This window comes from Actinoplanes teichomyceticus ATCC 31121 (genome assembly GCF_003711105.1).
Lineage (GTDB): Bacteria > Actinomycetota > Actinomycetes > Mycobacteriales > Micromonosporaceae > Actinoplanes > Actinoplanes teichomyceticus.
In genome coordinates this window covers 6,105,824-6,122,270 of the sequence record NZ_CP023865.1, presented here as the reverse complement: position 1 = coordinate 6,122,270, position 16,447 = coordinate 6,105,824, and the positions used below count along the sequence as shown (strand labels likewise).

Annotated in this window: 11 protein-coding genes and 1 pseudogene; 9 read left to right on the top strand and 3 right to left on the bottom strand. The window is 75.9% G+C overall.

Annotated elements, in window-relative coordinates:
- The first annotated feature begins 40 nt into the window (after positions 1-40).
- Positions 41-1,408 carry a beta-N-acetylhexosaminidase gene (locus ACTEI_RS26825; RefSeq protein ID WP_122980196.1) on the top strand — a complete coding sequence of 456 codons (1,368 nt, stop codon included), beginning with the start codon at positions 41-43 and terminating at the stop codon, positions 1,406-1,408.
- A gap of 5 nt (positions 1,409-1,413) precedes the next feature.
- Here ACTEI_RS26825 and ACTEI_RS26820 read toward each other — a convergent pair whose 3' ends face one another.
- Entirely contained in the window at positions 1,414-2,412 is a 999-nt protein-coding gene (locus ACTEI_RS26820) for an aminoglycoside phosphotransferase family protein (RefSeq protein ID WP_122980195.1), read from the bottom strand.
- A gap of 51 nt (positions 2,413-2,463) precedes the next feature.
- Here ACTEI_RS26820 and ACTEI_RS26815 point away from each other — a divergent pair, with 51 nt between their 5' ends.
- The 4 genes from ACTEI_RS26815 to ACTEI_RS26800 all read left to right on the top strand — a co-directional run bounded on the left by ACTEI_RS26815 (position 2,464) and on the right by ACTEI_RS26800 (position 8,026).
- On the top strand, positions 2,464-3,654 hold the full coding sequence (locus ACTEI_RS26815) for an alanine racemase (RefSeq protein WP_122980194.1): 1,191 nt from the start codon (positions 2,464-2,466) through the stop codon (positions 3,652-3,654).
- A gap of 1,161 nt (positions 3,655-4,815) precedes the next feature.
- Positions 4,816-5,466, top strand: coding sequence for a hypothetical protein (locus ACTEI_RS26810; protein ID WP_122980193.1), 651 nt, complete (start codon positions 4,816-4,818; stop codon positions 5,464-5,466).
- Between the two features lie 100 nt (positions 5,467-5,566).
- Entirely contained in the window at positions 5,567-7,369 is a 1,803-nt protein-coding gene (gene aspS / locus ACTEI_RS26805; RefSeq protein WP_122980192.1) for an aspartate--tRNA ligase, read from the top strand.
- Between the two features lie 168 nt (positions 7,370-7,537).
- On the top strand, positions 7,538-8,026 hold the full coding sequence (locus ACTEI_RS26800) for a GyrI-like domain-containing protein (protein WP_239082357.1): 489 nt from the start codon (positions 7,538-7,540) through the stop codon (positions 8,024-8,026).
- A gap of 655 nt (positions 8,027-8,681) precedes the next feature.
- On the opposite strand, the pseudogene ACTEI_RS26795 reads toward ACTEI_RS26800, so the two are convergent.
- A pseudogene (locus tag ACTEI_RS26795) lies at positions 8,682-9,572 on the bottom strand (questin oxidase family protein); the annotation flags it as partial.
- 132 nt (positions 9,573-9,704) lie between these two features.
- Between ACTEI_RS26795 and ACTEI_RS26790 the strand changes: the two are divergent.
- The 4 genes from ACTEI_RS26790 (at position 9,705) to ACTEI_RS26775 (ending at position 13,815) form a co-directional block, all read left to right on the top strand.
- On the top strand, positions 9,705-10,307 hold the full coding sequence (locus tag ACTEI_RS26790) for a helix-turn-helix domain-containing protein (RefSeq protein WP_122980189.1): 603 nt from the start codon (positions 9,705-9,707) through the stop codon (positions 10,305-10,307).
- The gene (locus ACTEI_RS26785; protein WP_122980188.1) at positions 10,304-11,584 is read left to right on the top strand and encodes an MFS transporter; all 1,281 of its coding nucleotides are present in this window, start codon (positions 10,304-10,306) and stop codon (positions 11,582-11,584) included. The genes ACTEI_RS26790 and ACTEI_RS26785 overlap by 4 nt, the downstream gene beginning before the upstream one ends.
- Positions 11,584-11,799 carry a hypothetical protein gene (locus ACTEI_RS26780; protein WP_122980187.1) on the top strand — a complete coding sequence of 72 codons (216 nt, stop codon included), beginning with the start codon at positions 11,584-11,586 and terminating at the stop codon, positions 11,797-11,799. Before ACTEI_RS26785 ends, ACTEI_RS26780 begins: the two co-directional genes overlap by 1 nt.
- Positions 11,800-11,925: 126 nt before the next feature.
- Positions 11,926-13,815 carry a replication-associated recombination protein A gene (locus ACTEI_RS26775; RefSeq protein ID WP_122980186.1) on the top strand — a complete coding sequence of 630 codons (1,890 nt, stop codon included), beginning with the start codon at positions 11,926-11,928 and terminating at the stop codon, positions 13,813-13,815.
- 725 nt (positions 13,816-14,540) lie between these two features.
- On the opposite strand, the gene ACTEI_RS37410 is transcribed toward ACTEI_RS26775, so the two are convergent.
- Entirely contained in the window at positions 14,541-14,831 is a 291-nt protein-coding gene (locus ACTEI_RS37410; RefSeq protein WP_145830968.1) for a hypothetical protein, read from the bottom strand.
- Between the last annotated feature and the right edge of the window lie 1,616 nt (positions 14,832-16,447).

Genomic DNA, 16,447 nt, shown 5'->3' with positions numbered 1-16,447 from the left:
CGTGCGGAGCGCCGATGACAACACGCCTCGCGGTGCCGGAGTGATCCCCCGGCCCGTCTCGGTACGCCCGTCGCCCGGCTCGGTCGCCCCGCACGCCGGGGTGCACGCCCGGATCGATCCGGCGCTGGCCCCCGAGGGGTACGTCCTGGACTGCGCCCCCGGCGGCATCGACCTGCGCGGCGGCTCGGAAGCCGGTCTCTTCTACGGCCGGCAGACGCTCCGCCAGTTGCAGCCGTCGGTGCCGTGCGGCCGGATCGAGGACGCGCCCCGGTTCCGCTGGCGCGGCGTGCTGCTCGACGTGGCCCGCCACTTCATGCCGGTGCCCGACGTGCTGCGGTTCATCGACCTGATCGCGTACCACAAGCTCAACGTCCTGCACCTGCACCTGACCGACGACCAGGGCTGGCGCATCGAGGTGCCCGGCTGGCCGCGGCTGACCTCGGTCGGGGCGTGGCGGTCCGAGTCGATGCTCGGCGCCCGCCGGCACGCCCGCTACGACGGCACCCCGCACGGCGGCTTCTACACCACCGCCGACCTGCGGCGGATCGTCGCATACGCGGCGCGGCGGCACGTCACCGTGGTGCCCGAGGTGGACATGCCGGGCCACATGCAGGCGGCCATCGCGGCGTACCCGCACCTCGGCAACGGGTACACCGGACCGGTCCGTACCGCCTGGGGGGTCTCCCCGCACGTGCTCAACCACGAACCGGCCACCCTGGACTTCTGCCGGCAGGTGCTGGACCACGTCTGCGACGTCTTCGGCTCCGAGCTGATCGGCATCGGCGGGGACGAGTGCCCGGGCGACCCCGCCGAGCAGGCGCGTTTCACCGCCCGCATCGCCGAGCACCTCGCCGCCCGGGGCCGCCGGGTGTACGGCTGGGACGAGATCCTGGCCGGCGGCGCGCCGCCGGGCGCGGTCATCGCGGCCTGGCGCGGGCCGGAACCGGCCGAGGCCGCCATCCGGGCCGGCCACCAGGTGGTCTGCTGCCCGGACGTCCAGCTGTACCTGGACTACCGGCAGTCCGACGACCCCGGCGAGCCGACACCCGTCGGCACCCGGCTGACCTGGGCGGACGTCTACGGGTTCGAGCCGCCGGACCATCCGCTGGTGCTCGGCGCCCAGGCGAACATCTGGACCGAGCACATGGAGTCGCTGCGCCGCGTGGAGTACATGGCGTTCCCGCGACTGTGCGCCTTCGCCGAGGTGGTCTGGGGTCCGGCCGAGCGCGACCTCGCCGACTTCACCGCCCGGCTGCCCGCGCACCTGGCCCGGCTGGACGCGCTCGGCGTCAACTACCGCCCGCTGACCGGGCCGCGGCCCGGCGACGCGCGAGCGCACGCCCCCGGCCACCCGCGCACGCTCGCCGACCGGCTCGCCGAGCTGCGCGAGATGATCGCGAACCGGTGAGCGGCTCAGGGCAGCCGGGGCAGCAGATCGCGGGCCAGGCGCAGCGGCCGCCCGGCGTCCGTGCCGCCGGCCGCGGCGGTCCACACCCCGGACAGCACCGCCTGCACGAAACCCCAGGCCACCACCCGGTCCATCGGCATGTCCAGCCCGGCGGCGAGCTGCTCGACCCGGGCCGGCGCCAGCTGCAGCACGGTGTCGTCGTCGCCCATCGGGTCCGGGTTGTAGAGCATCGCCCCGACCTCGTAGCCCGGATCGCCCACCACCCCGTGCGGGTCGATCGCCAGCCACGGCTCCCGGGTGGCGGTGAGCACGTTGTCGTGGTGCAGGTCGCCGTGCAGCACGACGCGCCCGGGCGCGGTCGCGCACAGCTCGCCGAACAGGCGCCCGGCCCGCTCCACCAGCTCCCGGGGCAGCGGGTCGTCGCCCGGGAAGCGCCGCAGGTGCTCGTCGAAGGACACCCGGCGCGCGGCCAGCTCGGGGAGCGCGAGGCCGGGCGGGGCCGGCCGGTGCAGGCGGCGGATCACCCCGATCAGGGCGGCCGTGGCCGCCTCGTCCCGCCGCGCGGTCGCCGCCCGCCCCGCACCCGCGCCGTGCGGCGCCGGTTCCGGGCCGTCCGGCCGGGACCGCGCCCCGACCGGTCCGAGCACCGCCCGCGCCGGGACGCCGGGCCGGGCCTCCTCCAGCAGCGTCGCGCCGCGGGCGGGGTCGCGGGCCAGGAGCGCGACCGCGCCGCGCCCGGCGAAGAACTCCAGCGCGGCGGCCTCCCGCGCGAGGTGCTCCGACGCCGGCACGCCCAGCTTCAGCACCGCGGTCGACCCGTCCGCCCGCAGCACCCGCACCACCCAGTTCAGGCTCAGCGGGAACGTGCCGGCCAGCCGCAGGTCCCAGTCCCGCAGGACCTGCTCCACCGTCTCCGGCAGGGCGGCCAGCCAGCGGGCGCCGGCGACCGGCCACCACCGCGTGACCTGACCGACGAACGTGTCGGGCAGGGTGATCTCCGCCATGCGTGCAGTCTGGCAACCGGCGGCAAGACCGCGGACCGAGGGAGGACGAACGTGACGATCGACTGGCGCAGCAAGGGGTTCTGGCTGCCGGACGGTGAGCGGACACCGGAACAGATCGCGGGCGACCGGCCGAGCATCTTCGGCGGCGGCTTCACCTGGCCGCTGCTGGTCGTGCGGGGTAGCGCGGTGGAGGCGAACATCGCCACCATGGCGGCCTACTGCCGGCGGCACGGATTCGACTTCGCCCCGCACGCCAAGACCACCATGGCGCCCGGCCTGCTCGACGCCCAGCTGCGGGCCGGCGCCTGGGGGATGACCGTGGCCACCCCCAACCAGGCGCTGGTGCTGCGGCGGCTGGGCGTGCGGCGGGTGCTGATCGCCAACCAGGTGCTCGACGCCACCGCGCTGCGCTGGCTGGCCGGCGAGACCGCCGCCGGCTGGGAGGTGTACTTCCAGGTGGACTCGGTCGCCGGGGTGCGCTCGGCGGGCGCGGCCGGGCGGGCCCGGGTCCTCGTCGAGCTCGGGCACCCCGGTGGGCGTACCGGGGTGCGCACCGTGGACGAACTGCTCGAGGTGGCCCGCGCCGCGGCCGCCACGCCCGGGGTCGAGCCGGTCGGCATCACCGGGTACGAGGGGCAGATCCCCGACCGGGCCGAGGTGGACGCGTACCTGGACCGGCTGGCCGAGGGCTTCCACCGGCTGTCCGCGGCCGGGCTGCTGCCGGAGGATCCGATCGTGTCGGCCGGCGGCAGCGCGTGGTTCGACCGGGTCGCCGACCGGCTCGGCGGGCTCGCCGCACGAGCCCGGCTGATCCTGCGCAGCGGGGCCTCGGTCACCCACGACGACGGCTTCTACCGGGAGCGGACGCCGTTCGTCCGGATGCCCGAGGAGGGGCCGCTGGCGGCGGCGCTGGAGATCTGGGCGCAGGTGCTGTCGGCGCCCGAGCCCGGGCTCGCGCTGGCCGGGATGGGCAAGCGCGACGCGCCGTTCGACGAGGGGCTGCCGGTGCCGCTGGAGATCCGGCGGGCGGACGGCCGGACGGCGCCGGCCGCGGGGCTGCGGGTGACCCGGCTCAACGACCATCACGCGTACCTGGCGGTGGCGCCGGAGGCCACGATCGCGCCCGGGGACCTGGTGCGGTTCGGGATCTCGCACCCGTGCACCGCGTTCGACAAGTGGCGCGACATCCCGGTGGTGGACGACGACCGGCGGGTGGTGGACGTGCTGCACACGTACTTCTGACCGGATCCGCGCACCGCCGGGCGGCCGGGAGAACGGGCGGCGGCCGGGTGTCGCGGTCTCTGACCGGATCCGCGCACCGCCGGGCGGCCGGGAGAACGGGCGGCGGCCGGGTGTCGCGGTCTCTGACCGGATCCGCGCACCGCCGGGCGGCCGGGAGAACGGGCGGCGGCCGGGTGTCGCGGTCTCTGACCGGATCCGCGCACCGCCGGGCGGCCGGAGAACCGGCGGCGGGCCGGGTGTCGCGGTGGCAGTTCTGCAGCTGTGGGTGCCGGCCGAGGAGCTGGCGGCGTTCAACGACCACATCGTCGGTCTGATCGGGGTCGCCCGGGGGTCCCGGTGAACGCCGGGGCGGCGTCCCGGACGAGTTCAGCCCGTCGCCGGCGCGCTCGGCGACGCCCGTCGGCCGGGATGTGTCCGCGCGCTCGGGTGACGCGCGGTGGTGGGTCGCCTCGCTGAGGGATGTCGCGGGCCGATCTTGACTCCTAGGCTTTTGGTAGGTTTTCGTCTACTGCGCCGCTGGAGTTGCTTATGCCGGTTTTTCGTGCAGCCAGCTACGCCGGTCAGGACGGGCATGACGAGCGGGACGCCCGCACCGGCCCGGATGATCACACCGCCGGTGGCGGCCCGGCCCGCGGCGTCCCGCCGCAAGCCCGCCGCTCCGCGGAGCCGGCGCCGCTCGTCGCCGCGTCCGACCCCGACCCGCCGGACGCTCCGGGCGGCGCGGCCGCCCCGGTGCGCGGACCCGGCGGACCGCCCGCGACGCGCTTTCGGGCACAGGCCCGGCAGACGGCCGCGGCGCAACCGGTACCCCCCGCAGCGCTGCGGCCACCCGCTCCCCGCCCGCCCGAGCCGCCACCGGCCGCCCCCCGGCAGGCCGAGACCTCCCCGCCGATTTCCCGGCGAGCCGACCGCACCTCACCGGCCCCGCACCGGGCCGAACCCGCCCCGCCCGTGCCCCGGCGGGCCGAGCCTCCGCCGCCCCCGCCCCCGGAGCCCCGGCGGGCCGAGCCCGGACCGCCCGCACCGCCACCCCCGGCGCCCCGGCGGGCCGAACCCCCACCATCCGCGAGCCGGCCACCCGCCCCGCCGGCCGGGCACCGGTCACCCGCCCCGCCGGCCGGGCACCGGCCACCCGGCAACCGCGCGGCCGTCAGCGCCGCCGTGGTCACCCGCCGGAAACCCGGTACGGCTGCCGAGCAGGTCCCCTGGTATCCCACCGACGAGGGCCCGACCGAACGGCTCCCGCCACCGGCCGGGCCCCGGCCGCCGGGCCGCCGGCTCGCCGTCGCCGCGCTGGTGGTCGGCCTGCTGGCTCTTCTGGCCTCCGGCGCCGCCGCCTTCCTGCTGCACCGGCTGAGCACCGCGCCGGCCCCGGTGAGCCCCCGGCCGGTGGCCGCGCGGTCGTCCACGGTGCTCCCCGTGACGTACGCGAAAGAGGCCCTGAACGTGCGGATCGGCTGCGCCGCGCTGGCCTACCTGGACCTCGACGAACCTCGCGCCGGCGCTGCGGAGCGGGTCGCCGACCTGCGCTACGACAGCAGGTGCGGGAGCACGCCGCCCCGGCTGTCCCTGGCTGCCGGCGCCGCCGCCGGCAGCGGCGTGCCCAACGCGAACCTGGACGCGAAGGGCTGCCTGCGGGCGATCCGCACCGGCCCGCTCGGGCCGGGCGCCTCGGTGGCGGTCCGCCGGGGCGCCGCGCTGTGCGTGCTGACCGCCGCCGAGCCGGCCAAGCTGGTCCTCGTGGAGATCACCGAGGTCGGCGGCGCCGGAACCGCCGGTCTGCGCGCCACCTCCTGGCTGGCCCCCCGCTGACCGTCGCCCGCGACCTTCGCACCGGCCCGTGACACGCGGCGCGGGGTGCTCCTGACAGAATGTCGGGTGCGCCCCGCGAACTCTGTTAGGAGACGTTTCCGTGATCAGGACCCATGACGCCGGCAGCCTGCGTGCGAGCGACGCCGGCACGACGGTGACGCTCGCCGGATGGGTGGCCCGCCGGCGTGACCACGGCGGTGTCATCTTCGTCGACCTGCGGGATGGTTCGGGCGTGGTGCAGGTGGTCTTCCGCGAGGAGGACGCGCACGCGCTGCGCAACGAGTTCTGCGTGAAGGTCGTCGGTGAGGTGAACGCCCGCCCGGCCGGCAACGAGAACCCGGATCTCGCCACCGGCGCCATCGAGGTGGTGGCCCGCGAGTTGACCGTGCTCTCCGAGGCGGCCCCGCTGCCGCTGCCGGTCGACGACAGCATCACCGCCTCCGACGACCTGCGGCTCAAGTACCGCTACCTGGACCTGCGCCGCTCCGGCCCGGCGAAGGCGCTGCGCCTGCGCAGCCGGGCCAACCAGATCGCCCGCGAGGTGCTGCACGCCCGCGACTTCAACGAGATCGAGACGCCGACCCTGACCCGGTCGACGCCGGAGGGCGCGCGCGACTTCCTGGTCCCGGTCCGCCTGCAGCCCGGCACGTGGTACGCCCTGCCGCAGTCCCCGCAGCTGTTCAAGCAGCTGCTGATGGTGGCCGGCATGGAGCGGTACTACCAGATCGCCCGCTGCTACCGCGACGAGGACTTCCGCGCCGACCGGCAGCCGGAGTTCACCCAGCTCGACATCGAGATGTCGTTCGTGACCCAGGACGACATCATCGAGCTCGGCGAGGAGCTGGTCAGCCGGCTGTGGAGCGAGCTCGCCGACTACCAGGTGCCGCTGCCGATCCCGCGGATCACCTGGCACGACGCGATGAACCGGTACGGCTCCGACAAGCCCGACCTGCGGTACGGCGTCGAGCTGGTCGAGCTCACCGAGTACCTGCGCGGCACGGAGTTCCGGGTCTTCGCCGGCGCCATCGACGCGGGCGGTTACGTGGGCGCGGTGGTGATGCCGGGCGGGGCCGCGCAGACCCGTAAGGAACTGGACGGCTGGCAGGACTGGGCGAAGGCCCGCGGCGCCCGCGGCCTGGCGTACGTGGTGCTCGACCCGGAGACCGGCGCCCCGCGCGGGCCGGTCGCGAAGAACCTGTCCGACGCGCACCTGTCCGGGCTGGCCGACGCGGTCGGCGCCAAGCCCGGCGACGCCGTCTTCTTCGCGGCGGCGGCCGAGCGGCGCGAGGCGCAGGAGCTGCTCGGCGCGGCCCGGATCGAGATCGCCAAGCGGGCGAACCTGATCGACGAGTCGGCCTGGGCGTTCTGCTGGGTGGTCGACGCGCCGATGTTCGAGAAGACCGACGAGGGCGGCTGGACCGCGGTCCACCACCCGTTCACCTCGCCGAACGACGAGTGGATCGACCGGTTCGACGAGGCGCCGGGGGAGGCGCTGGCGTACGCGTACGACATCGTCTGCAACGGCAACGAGATCGGCGGCGGCTCCGTCCGTATCCACCGCGGCGACGTGCAGAGCCGGGTCTTCGACCTGCTCGGCATCACGCCGGAGGAGGCCCAGGACAAGTTCGGCTTCCTGCTCGAGGCGTTCAAGTACGGCCCGCCGCCGCACGCCGGCATCGCCATCGGCTGGGACCGCACCTGCATGCTGCTCGGTGGGTTCGACTCGATCCGTGAGGTCATCTCGTTCCCGAAGAGCCGCGGCGGCTTCGACCCGCTGACCGGCGCGCCCACGCCGATCACCGCGCAGCAGCGCCTGGAGGCGGGCGTCGACGCCAAGCCGAAGCCGACCGCCGGCCTGCCGGGCACCGACGGGCAGGCCGTGCCGGTCGAGCGCTCGAACTGACGGGGTGACGCGGCCCCGGCCCGGGAGTCCCCCGGCCGGGGCCGTTTCGCTGTCCACAGTCCCGCGGGCCGGCATGGTCCCCCGGCCGGGGTTGTTTTCGCTGTCCACAGTCAACCGGCCCGCTCGGCCGGCGTGCGCGGACGCGTCGTTGCTGTGAGACTGTTCGGCGTGGAACCGACCATCGTCCGGTGCGCCGAGCAGCTTTACATCGGCCGCCGCGAATCGATCGCCATGATCGAGTTCGCCCGCGTCGCCGACCACCTGCCCACCATGTTCTCCGGCCTGGCGGAGCGCGGCGTGCCGGTCACCGGCGCGCCGTTCTTCCGCTACCGCATGATCGACATGGCGGCCGAGATGGTGGTGGAGGCCGGCATCCCGGTCGCCGCCCCGGTGCGGGTCGAGCCCCCCGACTTCATGGACAGGCTGCCCGCCGGCCGCTATGCGACGGTCACCCACGTCGGCCACCCGGACCAGCTGATGGGCGTCACCGCCCGCCTGCTCGACTGGGGCCAGCGCAACGGCCTGACCTGGGACATGACCCCGACGCCGACCGGCGAGCTGTGGAACGCCCGGGTCGAGATGCTGATGACCAACCCGGCCGAACAGCCCGACATGCACAAATGGGAGACGGTCCTGCTCTTCAAGCTCGCCGACTGACCGGCTCCGGGCCCCGCGCGCGATCCGTCGGCTCCGGCCGGGGCGGTCGTGCACTCGGCGGGCGCGGCTTGGTCACCGGGGCTGGGCGGCTGGTCAGGGGCTTGATGCGGGGCTGCCCGGCCCGTTCCCGACCGACTCGGATCCGGGGTGTTCCGCCCCGCCCGGTCTCGGCCCGGCGCGCCCTGTCCGGTCTCGGCCGACGCGCCCTGTTTTCGGGTTGCCGCGGCGAGCGCCCGCTGCGAGTGCTCACCGGGATCAGGCGGGCTCAGTCGGCGCGCCCGATCAGTGCGGTCGTGTGGGCGGACGCCGCCAGCAGGAGAGGGTCGCCGATCACCCGCCAGGTCTCCACGGCCGCGTCGGCGAATTTGATGGCGTGCGCGTCGCCCGAGTCGACCGCCGCCTGGAAGATCTCCGCGGGGTCGGGCGCGAGCGACCCCGCGGATGCCAGCCCGGCTGCGACGTCGATCGCGGCGCAGGAGGCGCCGCGGGCCGGGTCGTTCGTGCGCGCGAGCGCTTCGGATGCGGGCTCGACCGCGAAAACGGAGGTGTCGGGTGCGGGGGCTTTCGTGGGCGTGGGAGCGCCGGCGGCCGGGTCGTTCGGGGACGCGGGAGCGGCGGCGGCCGGGTCGTTCGGGGGCGAAGCGGCGCCGGGCGGACGGTGGGCGCCGGGTGCACCGTGGAGCGTCGAGGATGCGGGGTCCGGCGTGCGCGGCGAGTACGCCGCGGTGACGGCGGCGGTTGCGGCCCACGCGGCTGCCAGGCTCGGCGCGACCAGTGACGGCGGCAGCGCGGGCAGGGTGCGCAGCACGGCCGCCGGGGCGGTGGCGGCGTGCACGAGCATGACCGGGTTGCCGTACCCGTAGGGAAGGTGGTGGCGGATCGCGGCCGCGACGATCTCGCGGAGCCGGTCCGGCGCCGGACCGGCTCCGGGGACCGCGCCGGCCGCCTGCGGCCAGGCGGCGAGGTCGGCGAGTTGGGCCAGCCGGTTGCGGATGTCGAAGCGCTGATCCGGTACGCGCGGAATCGCGTCCAGCGCGGCCCGCGGGTCCGAGCGCGGGTACGGTCCACGCCCGGCCGGCGCGAGCGGCTGCCACCGTGCCGCCCAGTAGGCCAGGCCCTGGCCCAGTTCAGCGACCCGCGCCGGGGTTTCCTGGTCGAGCAGCGCCCGTACCGCGTGACCGACCCGGATCACCCCGTGCGTGGCCCCGGCCGCGATCCCGGGCAGCAGCCGCGGCCACCAGAGGGCGAGCACGTCACGCCACGGCGCGGCGCGCACCTCGCGATCGAAAAAGGCGAGCCAATCTCCGGTACGCACGGGATCGCCGAGCGGGTCTCGCCAGGCTTCCGGGGAGATCGGCGCGATGCCGCGCGGTACGTCCTCCAGGCGGTCCCGGTAGTCGTCGATCCACCGGTGTACGTGGTCGGCATGTCCGTGCCGGATCAGCGCTTCGGTGGCCATCGGCGCGTGGTTGGACAGCCAGCCCTCGTGTTCCGGACCGGTGCGGTGCAGGCGGAGCAGTGCCTCGTCGAGAGTGTCGTTTCCCATGGTCAGAAGCTTGCAACATGAAGCTTGCTTGACGTCAAGGCTACGTCGTAGCAGGTCACAACAGATAGATGCCAATGATGCACAATAGCTGTGCATAATTTCTTTGCACAGTTACTGTGGAAGCATGGCGGGATGGCCGATGAACTCACGCAGGTACACCTCACCGGCGCGCAGATCCGCGCTCTCGCCCATCCGCTGCGTCTCCGGCTGCTCGGTCAGCTGCGACTCGACGGTCCGGCCACCGCCACCGGCCTCGCCGCCGCCCTGGGCACCAACACCGGCGCGACCAGCTACCACCTGCGCCAGCTCGCCGAGGCCGGCCTGGTGACCGAGGAGGAGCGCCCGGCCAGCGGCCGGCAGCGCTGGTGGCGGGCCGCGCACGACGTCTCCAGCTGGCGACGCAGCTACTACGAGGGCGACCCGGACGCCACCGCGGCCGCCGAGTGGATGGAGGCGCAGCAGGTCAGCCGCTTCGCCGAGCTCGCGCGGAACTGGCGGCGCGCGCTGCCGGACGAGCCCCCGCGGTGGCGGGACACCGGTGAGATCTCCGACTACCTGCTCCACCTCGACGCCGACCAGACACATGCCCTGATGCGTGAGCTCGACGAGGTGATCGAGCGGCACCGGCGCGCGGGCCGGGACACGCCCGCCCCCGATGCCCGCCCGATCGCCCTCTACCTGGCCGCCCTGCCGCGGACCGGAGCCGAATCCGAACCACAGGAGCGTGCACCATGACCATGTCCGTAGCCCAGATCCGGCTGCGCTACCTGCTGCTGATCACGCTCCGCTGGTTCCCGGTCGGCCTCACCGTCCCGATCATGGTGCTGCTGCCGCTGGACCGGGGCCTCACCATCGCGCAGGCCGGTGCCGCCGCCGCGGTGCAGGGCGTCACCGTCCTGGTGCTGGAGCTGCCCACCGGCGGGCTCGCCGACGCCCTCGGCCGTCGCCCGGTACTGCTGCTCGCCGGGATCGTCAACCTGACCTCGCTGGCCGTCATGTGCGTCGCCGACACGGTCACCCTCTTCGCCGCGGCCTGGCTGCTGCAGGGCGTCTTCCGGGCGCTGGACAGCGGGCCGCTGGACTCGTGGTTCGTCGACGAGTCGCTGGCCGCCGACCCGGCCGCCGACATCGAGACCGGGCTGAGCCACGGCTCCGTCGCGCTCAGTCTCGGCGTCGCCGTCGGCGCGCTGGCCAGCGGTGGCCTCGTGTGGCTCGGCCCGGTCGGCGGCGTGCCGGCGCTGACCGTACCGGTGCTGGTGGCTCTTGTCCTGAGCCTGGTCAGCACGCTCGCGGTGGCGCTGCTGATGCGCCAGGACCGCCGGCCGCGCGGGCTGCCGGCCCTGGCCGCCTCGGTGCGCGGCGTGCCGGTCGCGATCGGTTCCGCGCTGCGGCTCGCCCGCCGCTCCCGGGTGGTGTTCGCGCTGATCATGGTGGAGCTGCTGTGGAGCTTCGGCATGGTCACCTTCGAGAAGCTGATGCCGGTCCGGCTCACCGAGGTGATGGCGGACCGGGACGCGGCCGCCGCCCTGATGGGCCCGCTCAGCTCCGCCGGATGGGCCGCCTCGGCGGCCGGCGCGGCGCTGGCGCCCCTGCTCATCCGCACGGCCGGCGCCGCCTGGGCGGGCTTCACGCTGCGGATCGGGCAGGGCCTGACGATCGTCGCGATGGGACTGCTGGCCGGCCCGGCCGGGGTGATCACCGGGTTCCTGCTGACCTACGCGGTGCACGGCGCGGCCAACCCGGTGCACGCCGGGTTGCTGCACCGGCAGGCCGAGGGGGAGTACCGCACCAGTCTGCTGTCGCTCAACTCGATGGTCGGCCAGCCCGGCTTCGCGATCGGCGCGATCGTGCTGACCGCGGTCGCGCAGAGCGTGAGCGTCAGCGTGGCGGTGGTGACCGGCGCCGTGGTCCTCGCCGCGGCCGCACCGCTCTATCTGGTGAAACCCAAGTTTCGGGAAGGCATCGACACGGGTACCAGCCCGGCATCGGCTCTCACCCCCGGAGGAACCTGATGCTCGCCATCGCCGCAGCTGTCGTCTTCGGTATCTACCTGCTCTCCGACCTGATCGGCACGGACTTCGGCGCCCCCGATCTGATCAATTTCTCCACCATGGCGTCGCTCGGCCTGCTCCTGCTGGCGCTGTACCTGGCCGGCGTCGGCCGGGGTCCGGCCACCGGCACCGGCAGCGGCCGCCGTTTCTACGGCCGCCGCCCCGGCCGTGGCTGACACACGCATGATCAGCGGCCCGCGGGCGCACGCTCAGTAGCGTGCCGCTCGCGGGCCGGGAGCGTGTCCACAGGCGGTGAGGTTGCATTTCTGATCGCCCCTGGCGGGCCGGTACTGTCGGTTCCGATGGAAACGGACGGCCTCTTCTCTCTCGCACAGCCGGGCTTCGGGACAGCAGCCGCGGCCGGCCCGGCCGGTGTCGAGACCGCCGGATTCGGCCCGGCCGCCGCCGACGCGCCGCTTCCCGTCCGGATGCGCCCGGCGAGCCTGGACGAGCTGGTCGGGCAGCAGCACCTGCTCGCCCCCGGCGCCCCGTTGCGGCAGCTGGTGACCGGTTCCAGCCCGATGTCGGTGATCCTCTGGGGGCCGCCCGGCACCGGCAAGACCACCATCGCGCACCTGGTCGCGCACGCCACCGACCGCAAGTTCGTGGCGATGTCCGCGCTGACCGCCGGCGTCAAGGACGTGCGCGCGGTGATCGACACGGCGCGCCGCGAGCGCCACCGCGGCGGGCCACCCACCGTCCTGTTCATCGACGAGGTGCACCGCTTCAGCAAGACCCAGCAGGATTCGCTGCTCGCCGCGGTCGAGGACCGGACGGTCACGCTGCTCGCGGCGACCACCGAGAACCCGTACTTCTCGGTGATCTCGCCGTTGCTCTCCCGCTGCGTGCTGCTCACCCTGCAGGCCCTCGAGGAGGGCGACGTGCGCCGGTTGATCCGGCGCGCGCTCGCCGACGAGCGCGGGCTGGGCGGCGCCGTCACGCTCGCCCCCGACGCCGAGGACCATGTGGTGCGCCTGGCCGCCGGGGACGTACGCAAGGCGCTCACCGCGCTGGAGGCCGCGGCCGGTTCCGCGCTGGCCCAGGGCGCCACCGAAATCGATCTGGCCACCGCCGAGCGCGCCGTCGACGTGGCCGCCGTGCGCTACGACCGCGACGGCGACGCGCACTACGACGTGACCAGCGCGTTCATCAAGAGCATGCGGGGCAGCGACCCGGACGCGGCACTGCACTGGCTGGCCCGGATGCTGGTGGCCGGCGAGGATCCGCGGTTCATCGCCCGACGCATCGTGATCTTCGCGAGTGAGGACGTCGGGATGGCCGACCCGCAGGCGCTTCTGGTGGCCACCGCCGCGGCCCAGGCGGTGCAGCTCATCGGGCTGCCCGAGGCCCAGCTCAACCTCGCCCAGGCGGTCGTGCACATGGCCACCGCCCCCAAGTCGAACAGCGTCACCACGGCGCTCGGCGCGGCCATGGCCGACGTCCGGGCCGGTCGCGGCGGCGCGGTCCCGGCCCACCTGCGCGACGCGCACTACCCGGGCTCACGTGGCCTCGGTCACGGCCGTGGCTATCGCTACCCGCACGACGATCCCCGCGGCGTCGTCCGCCAGCAGTACGCCCCCGACGATCTCGTGGGCGCCGACTACTATCGGCCGACCGAACACGGGGCCGAGCGCGCCGTCGGCGAACGGGTGCCCCGCCTGCGCCGGATCGTGCGGGGCCAGCCGCCGCGCGCCGACCGGGGCCGGGCGGTCGCCGCTTCGGCGGGCGGCGCGGACCGCGCGGCGGGTGGTGCACCGGGCCCGGATGCGTCACAGTCGTCGGCGGACTCGCCGCCGCCGGTCACGCCACCGGCGGGCGGGGCTTCGGCTTCGGTTCCGGTGGGCGGGGCTTCGGCCTCCGCTTCGGCGGGCGGGGCGGAGTCGTCCGTTCCGGACGGCGGGGCGGAGTCGTCCGTTCCGGACGGCGGGGCGGAGTCGTCCGTTCCGGACGGCGGGGCGGAGTTGTGCGTTCCGGACGGCGGGACGGAGTCGTCCGGTTCGGCGGGCGCGGCGGAGAGTTCCGCTGCGGTGGGCGACGCGGCGAAGTCGGCGGATGGTTCCGGGGCGGGCGGGGCCGCGGATCAGCCGGGAACGGCTACGGGCTCGGGTTCGGCGGCGGCCGGGCCGGATGCCGAGGGTGACGAGATGCGGTCAGACGAGAGCGGCGACGCAGCCGGGAAGGAACAGCCGTGAAAGCGCGCGGTGCCGATCGGCCCGACGACGACGCCGGTCAGAGCGGCGGCAAGAAGGGCCGTCGCTTCGGGCGGGGCCGCGCCGAGCCGCCGGTGGAGCCGGTCGAGGTGCCGCGCGAGGAGACCGGCTGGCTCGACGACCTGCGTACGGCGAAGGAGCAGGGCGGCGCGATCGGCCCCGGCACGCTTCCCGGCGAAGCCCGGATCAGCAAGTCCGGCCGCCGGGCGCCCGGGCCGGACGACCAGCCGGACGACGACGGCCCGGTCTTCGGCGGCGACCTCGACCAGGACGAGCCGGCCGGTCCGGCCGCCCGGCCCACCGGCGGCCCCGGGCCCGGCTGGCAGGCCGGTTCGGGCGAGCACGCCACCGGACGCCCCATGCCGGACTCCACGCCCGCCTGGCAGACCGGTTCCGGCGAGTACATCGCCGGCCGTCCGATGCCCGGTTCGGTGCCCGCCTGGCAGACCGGCTCGGGTGAGTACACCGCCGACCGCCCCGCGGGTGGCCCGGCTCAGCAGCAGCGTCCGCCCGCGCCTGGTGCGTCTCAGCAGCGTCCGCCCGCGCCCGGCGTGGTGCCGGGTGGCCCCGGCGGTGCTGCCGCCGGCGCGGTCGTGCCCGGCCCCGCCGGACCGGGACAGGCCCCGCCGATCCGCCGGACCGGCCCGCACGCGGGTCCGCACGGCGCGGCTTCCGCGCCGGTGAGCTCTCGGGGGATGCCCGCCGGGTCACAGCCCGGCCCGATGCCCGCCGCGCCGGCGCCATCCGGCCAGCGCGGGATTCCCGGTGGCTCGCCGGGGCAGGTCCCGCCCGCTCCGGCTGGGACCCGACCGGGGCCCGGCCAGGGGCCGCGGGGCCAGATGGCGCCTGGTCAGGTGCCGGGCCAGATCCCGCCTGGTCAGGGACCGCAGGCTCAGATGCCGCCCGGTCAGGCGCCGGGTCAAATGCCGCCTGGTCAGGGACCGCAGGCTCAGATGCCGCCCGGTCAGGCGCCACAGGGTCAGATGTCGCCTGGTCAAGTGCCGGATCGGAGGCCGCCCGGTCAGACGCCGTCCGGCCAGAGGGCCGCGGCCTCGGTGCCGCCCGCTCGCCGTGGTGGCCCGGGTGCGCCGGTTCCTCCGACCGGCCGGGCGGGCATGGCGCCCGAGGCGGGTGACGGCCGGCGCCCGGCAGGCTCCGCCGTACCGGGTCAGCCGGGCGCTGCGCGCCACCCGGGCGCGGACCCCGCCGTGCCGCCGGTTGTTCCGCGCTCCGGCAACCCGCCGGAGATCCCGGTCGCGCGGGCCGCGGCGCCAGGCCCGCGAGGCACGACCTCCGGCGTACGCCCGGTCTCGCCCGGGATCCGCCCGACCTCGCCGGCCGGTCCGGCACGCGACCGGTTCCGTACCGATGCCGGGCCCGCGCCCGCCGCCGGGCAGCAGCCCGGACCCGTGCCGCCCCCGGTCCACCAGTCCGGGCCGATCCCGCCGGTCGGCGCGGGACGGTCCGGCGACACCGTGCCCCCGGGTGTCTACCAGGCCGAACCGGTGCCGCCGAGCGTGTACCAGACCGGCCCGCTGCCGGACGGTGACGAGCGGACGAGCCGTGGACGTAACCGCCGGGGCCGGGCCGATGCGGCCGGTCACCCCGGCACCCCGGAAGGGGTCTACGGCGCCCGGCCGGACGGCGCGTACCCGTCCCCCGCAGGGCCGGACGGCCCGCACGGCGGTCGTGGTCCGCGGCCGGTCTCTGGCGGTCCGGTGTCGCACGCCGCGCCGGATGACGGCTATGGCGGTCGTGGTCCGCGGCCGGTGTCCGGTGGCCCGGCCTTGCACGCCGCCCCGGCGCACTCCGCGCCGGACGATGGTTACGGCTCGCACGCGGCCGACCCGGCCGGGGCCCGGGGCGGGTCGGCTCGGCCGGTCTCCGGGGCACACGCGCGGCCGGAGGACGGCTCCGGCCCGGGCTCGGGTGGGCCGGACGGCTCGGCGGGCCGCCCGGCCGGTCATGCGGCCGTCCCCGGGGAGCGCGGAACCGGCCGGCACGAAGCGCCGGACGGCGCGCGTGCCCGGGTCGGCCGGCACACCGGTGCGCACAGTGTCGTCCAGCCGGAGGACGGGCCCCGGGGACGCGGTGGCCGCCGTGCTGCCGAGCCCGACACCGGACCGGGTGCGATGCCCGGGGGCCGGGATGGCGCGGCCGCCGGGATGAACGGTCCCGGTGCCGGTCCGCGCGCTCAGGGTGGTCCCGCCGGTGCGGGACAGGTCGCTGGTCGGCGTGGTCCGGGCGGCCCCGGCGCGACGGCCGGTGCGCCCGGCCAGATGCCCGGCGGCGGCCCGCGCGGGCAGGGCAACAATCCGGCAGCAGGAACGGCCGGGGTACCCGGCCCGCGCCGGACCGGGCCCGGTGACGGGCAGCCGGTCCGGGCCGCGGCGGCGGTGGTTCCGCCGGTGGTGCCCGGAAAGCAGGGTGTGCGTGCCCCGGCGGTGCCCGGTCGTGCGGGCGCGATGGCGGACAGCCCCTCCGGTGTCATCCAGCGGCCGGGCCCGCGCGGCGGCAACGGTCAGCTGGCACCCGACGAGGACGGCTTCACCGCGGACCGGCGCGCGCAGGACGCCGGCCAGACCGGCGCGGTGCCGCCGGGGCAGGGCACCCG

Bases quoted from the DNA above. Each gene is read 5' to 3' on its own strand.
- ACTEI_RS26820 (WP_122980195.1), bottom strand. From the start codon at position 2,412: ATGGCGGAGATCACCCTGCCCGACACGTTCGTCGGTCAGGTCACGCGG.
- ACTEI_RS26790 (WP_122980189.1), top strand. From the start codon at position 9,705: ATGGCCGATGAACTCACGCAGGTACACCTCACCGGCGCGCAGATCCGC.
- ACTEI_RS26785 (WP_122980188.1), top strand. From the start codon at position 10,304: ATGACCATGTCCGTAGCCCAGATCCGGCTGCGCTACCTGCTGCTGATC.
- ACTEI_RS26780 (WP_122980187.1), top strand. From the start codon at position 11,584: ATGCTCGCCATCGCCGCAGCTGTCGTCTTCGGTATCTACCTGCTCTCC.
- ACTEI_RS26775 (WP_122980186.1), top strand. From the start codon at position 11,926: ATGGAAACGGACGGCCTCTTCTCTCTCGCACAGCCGGGCTTCGGGACA.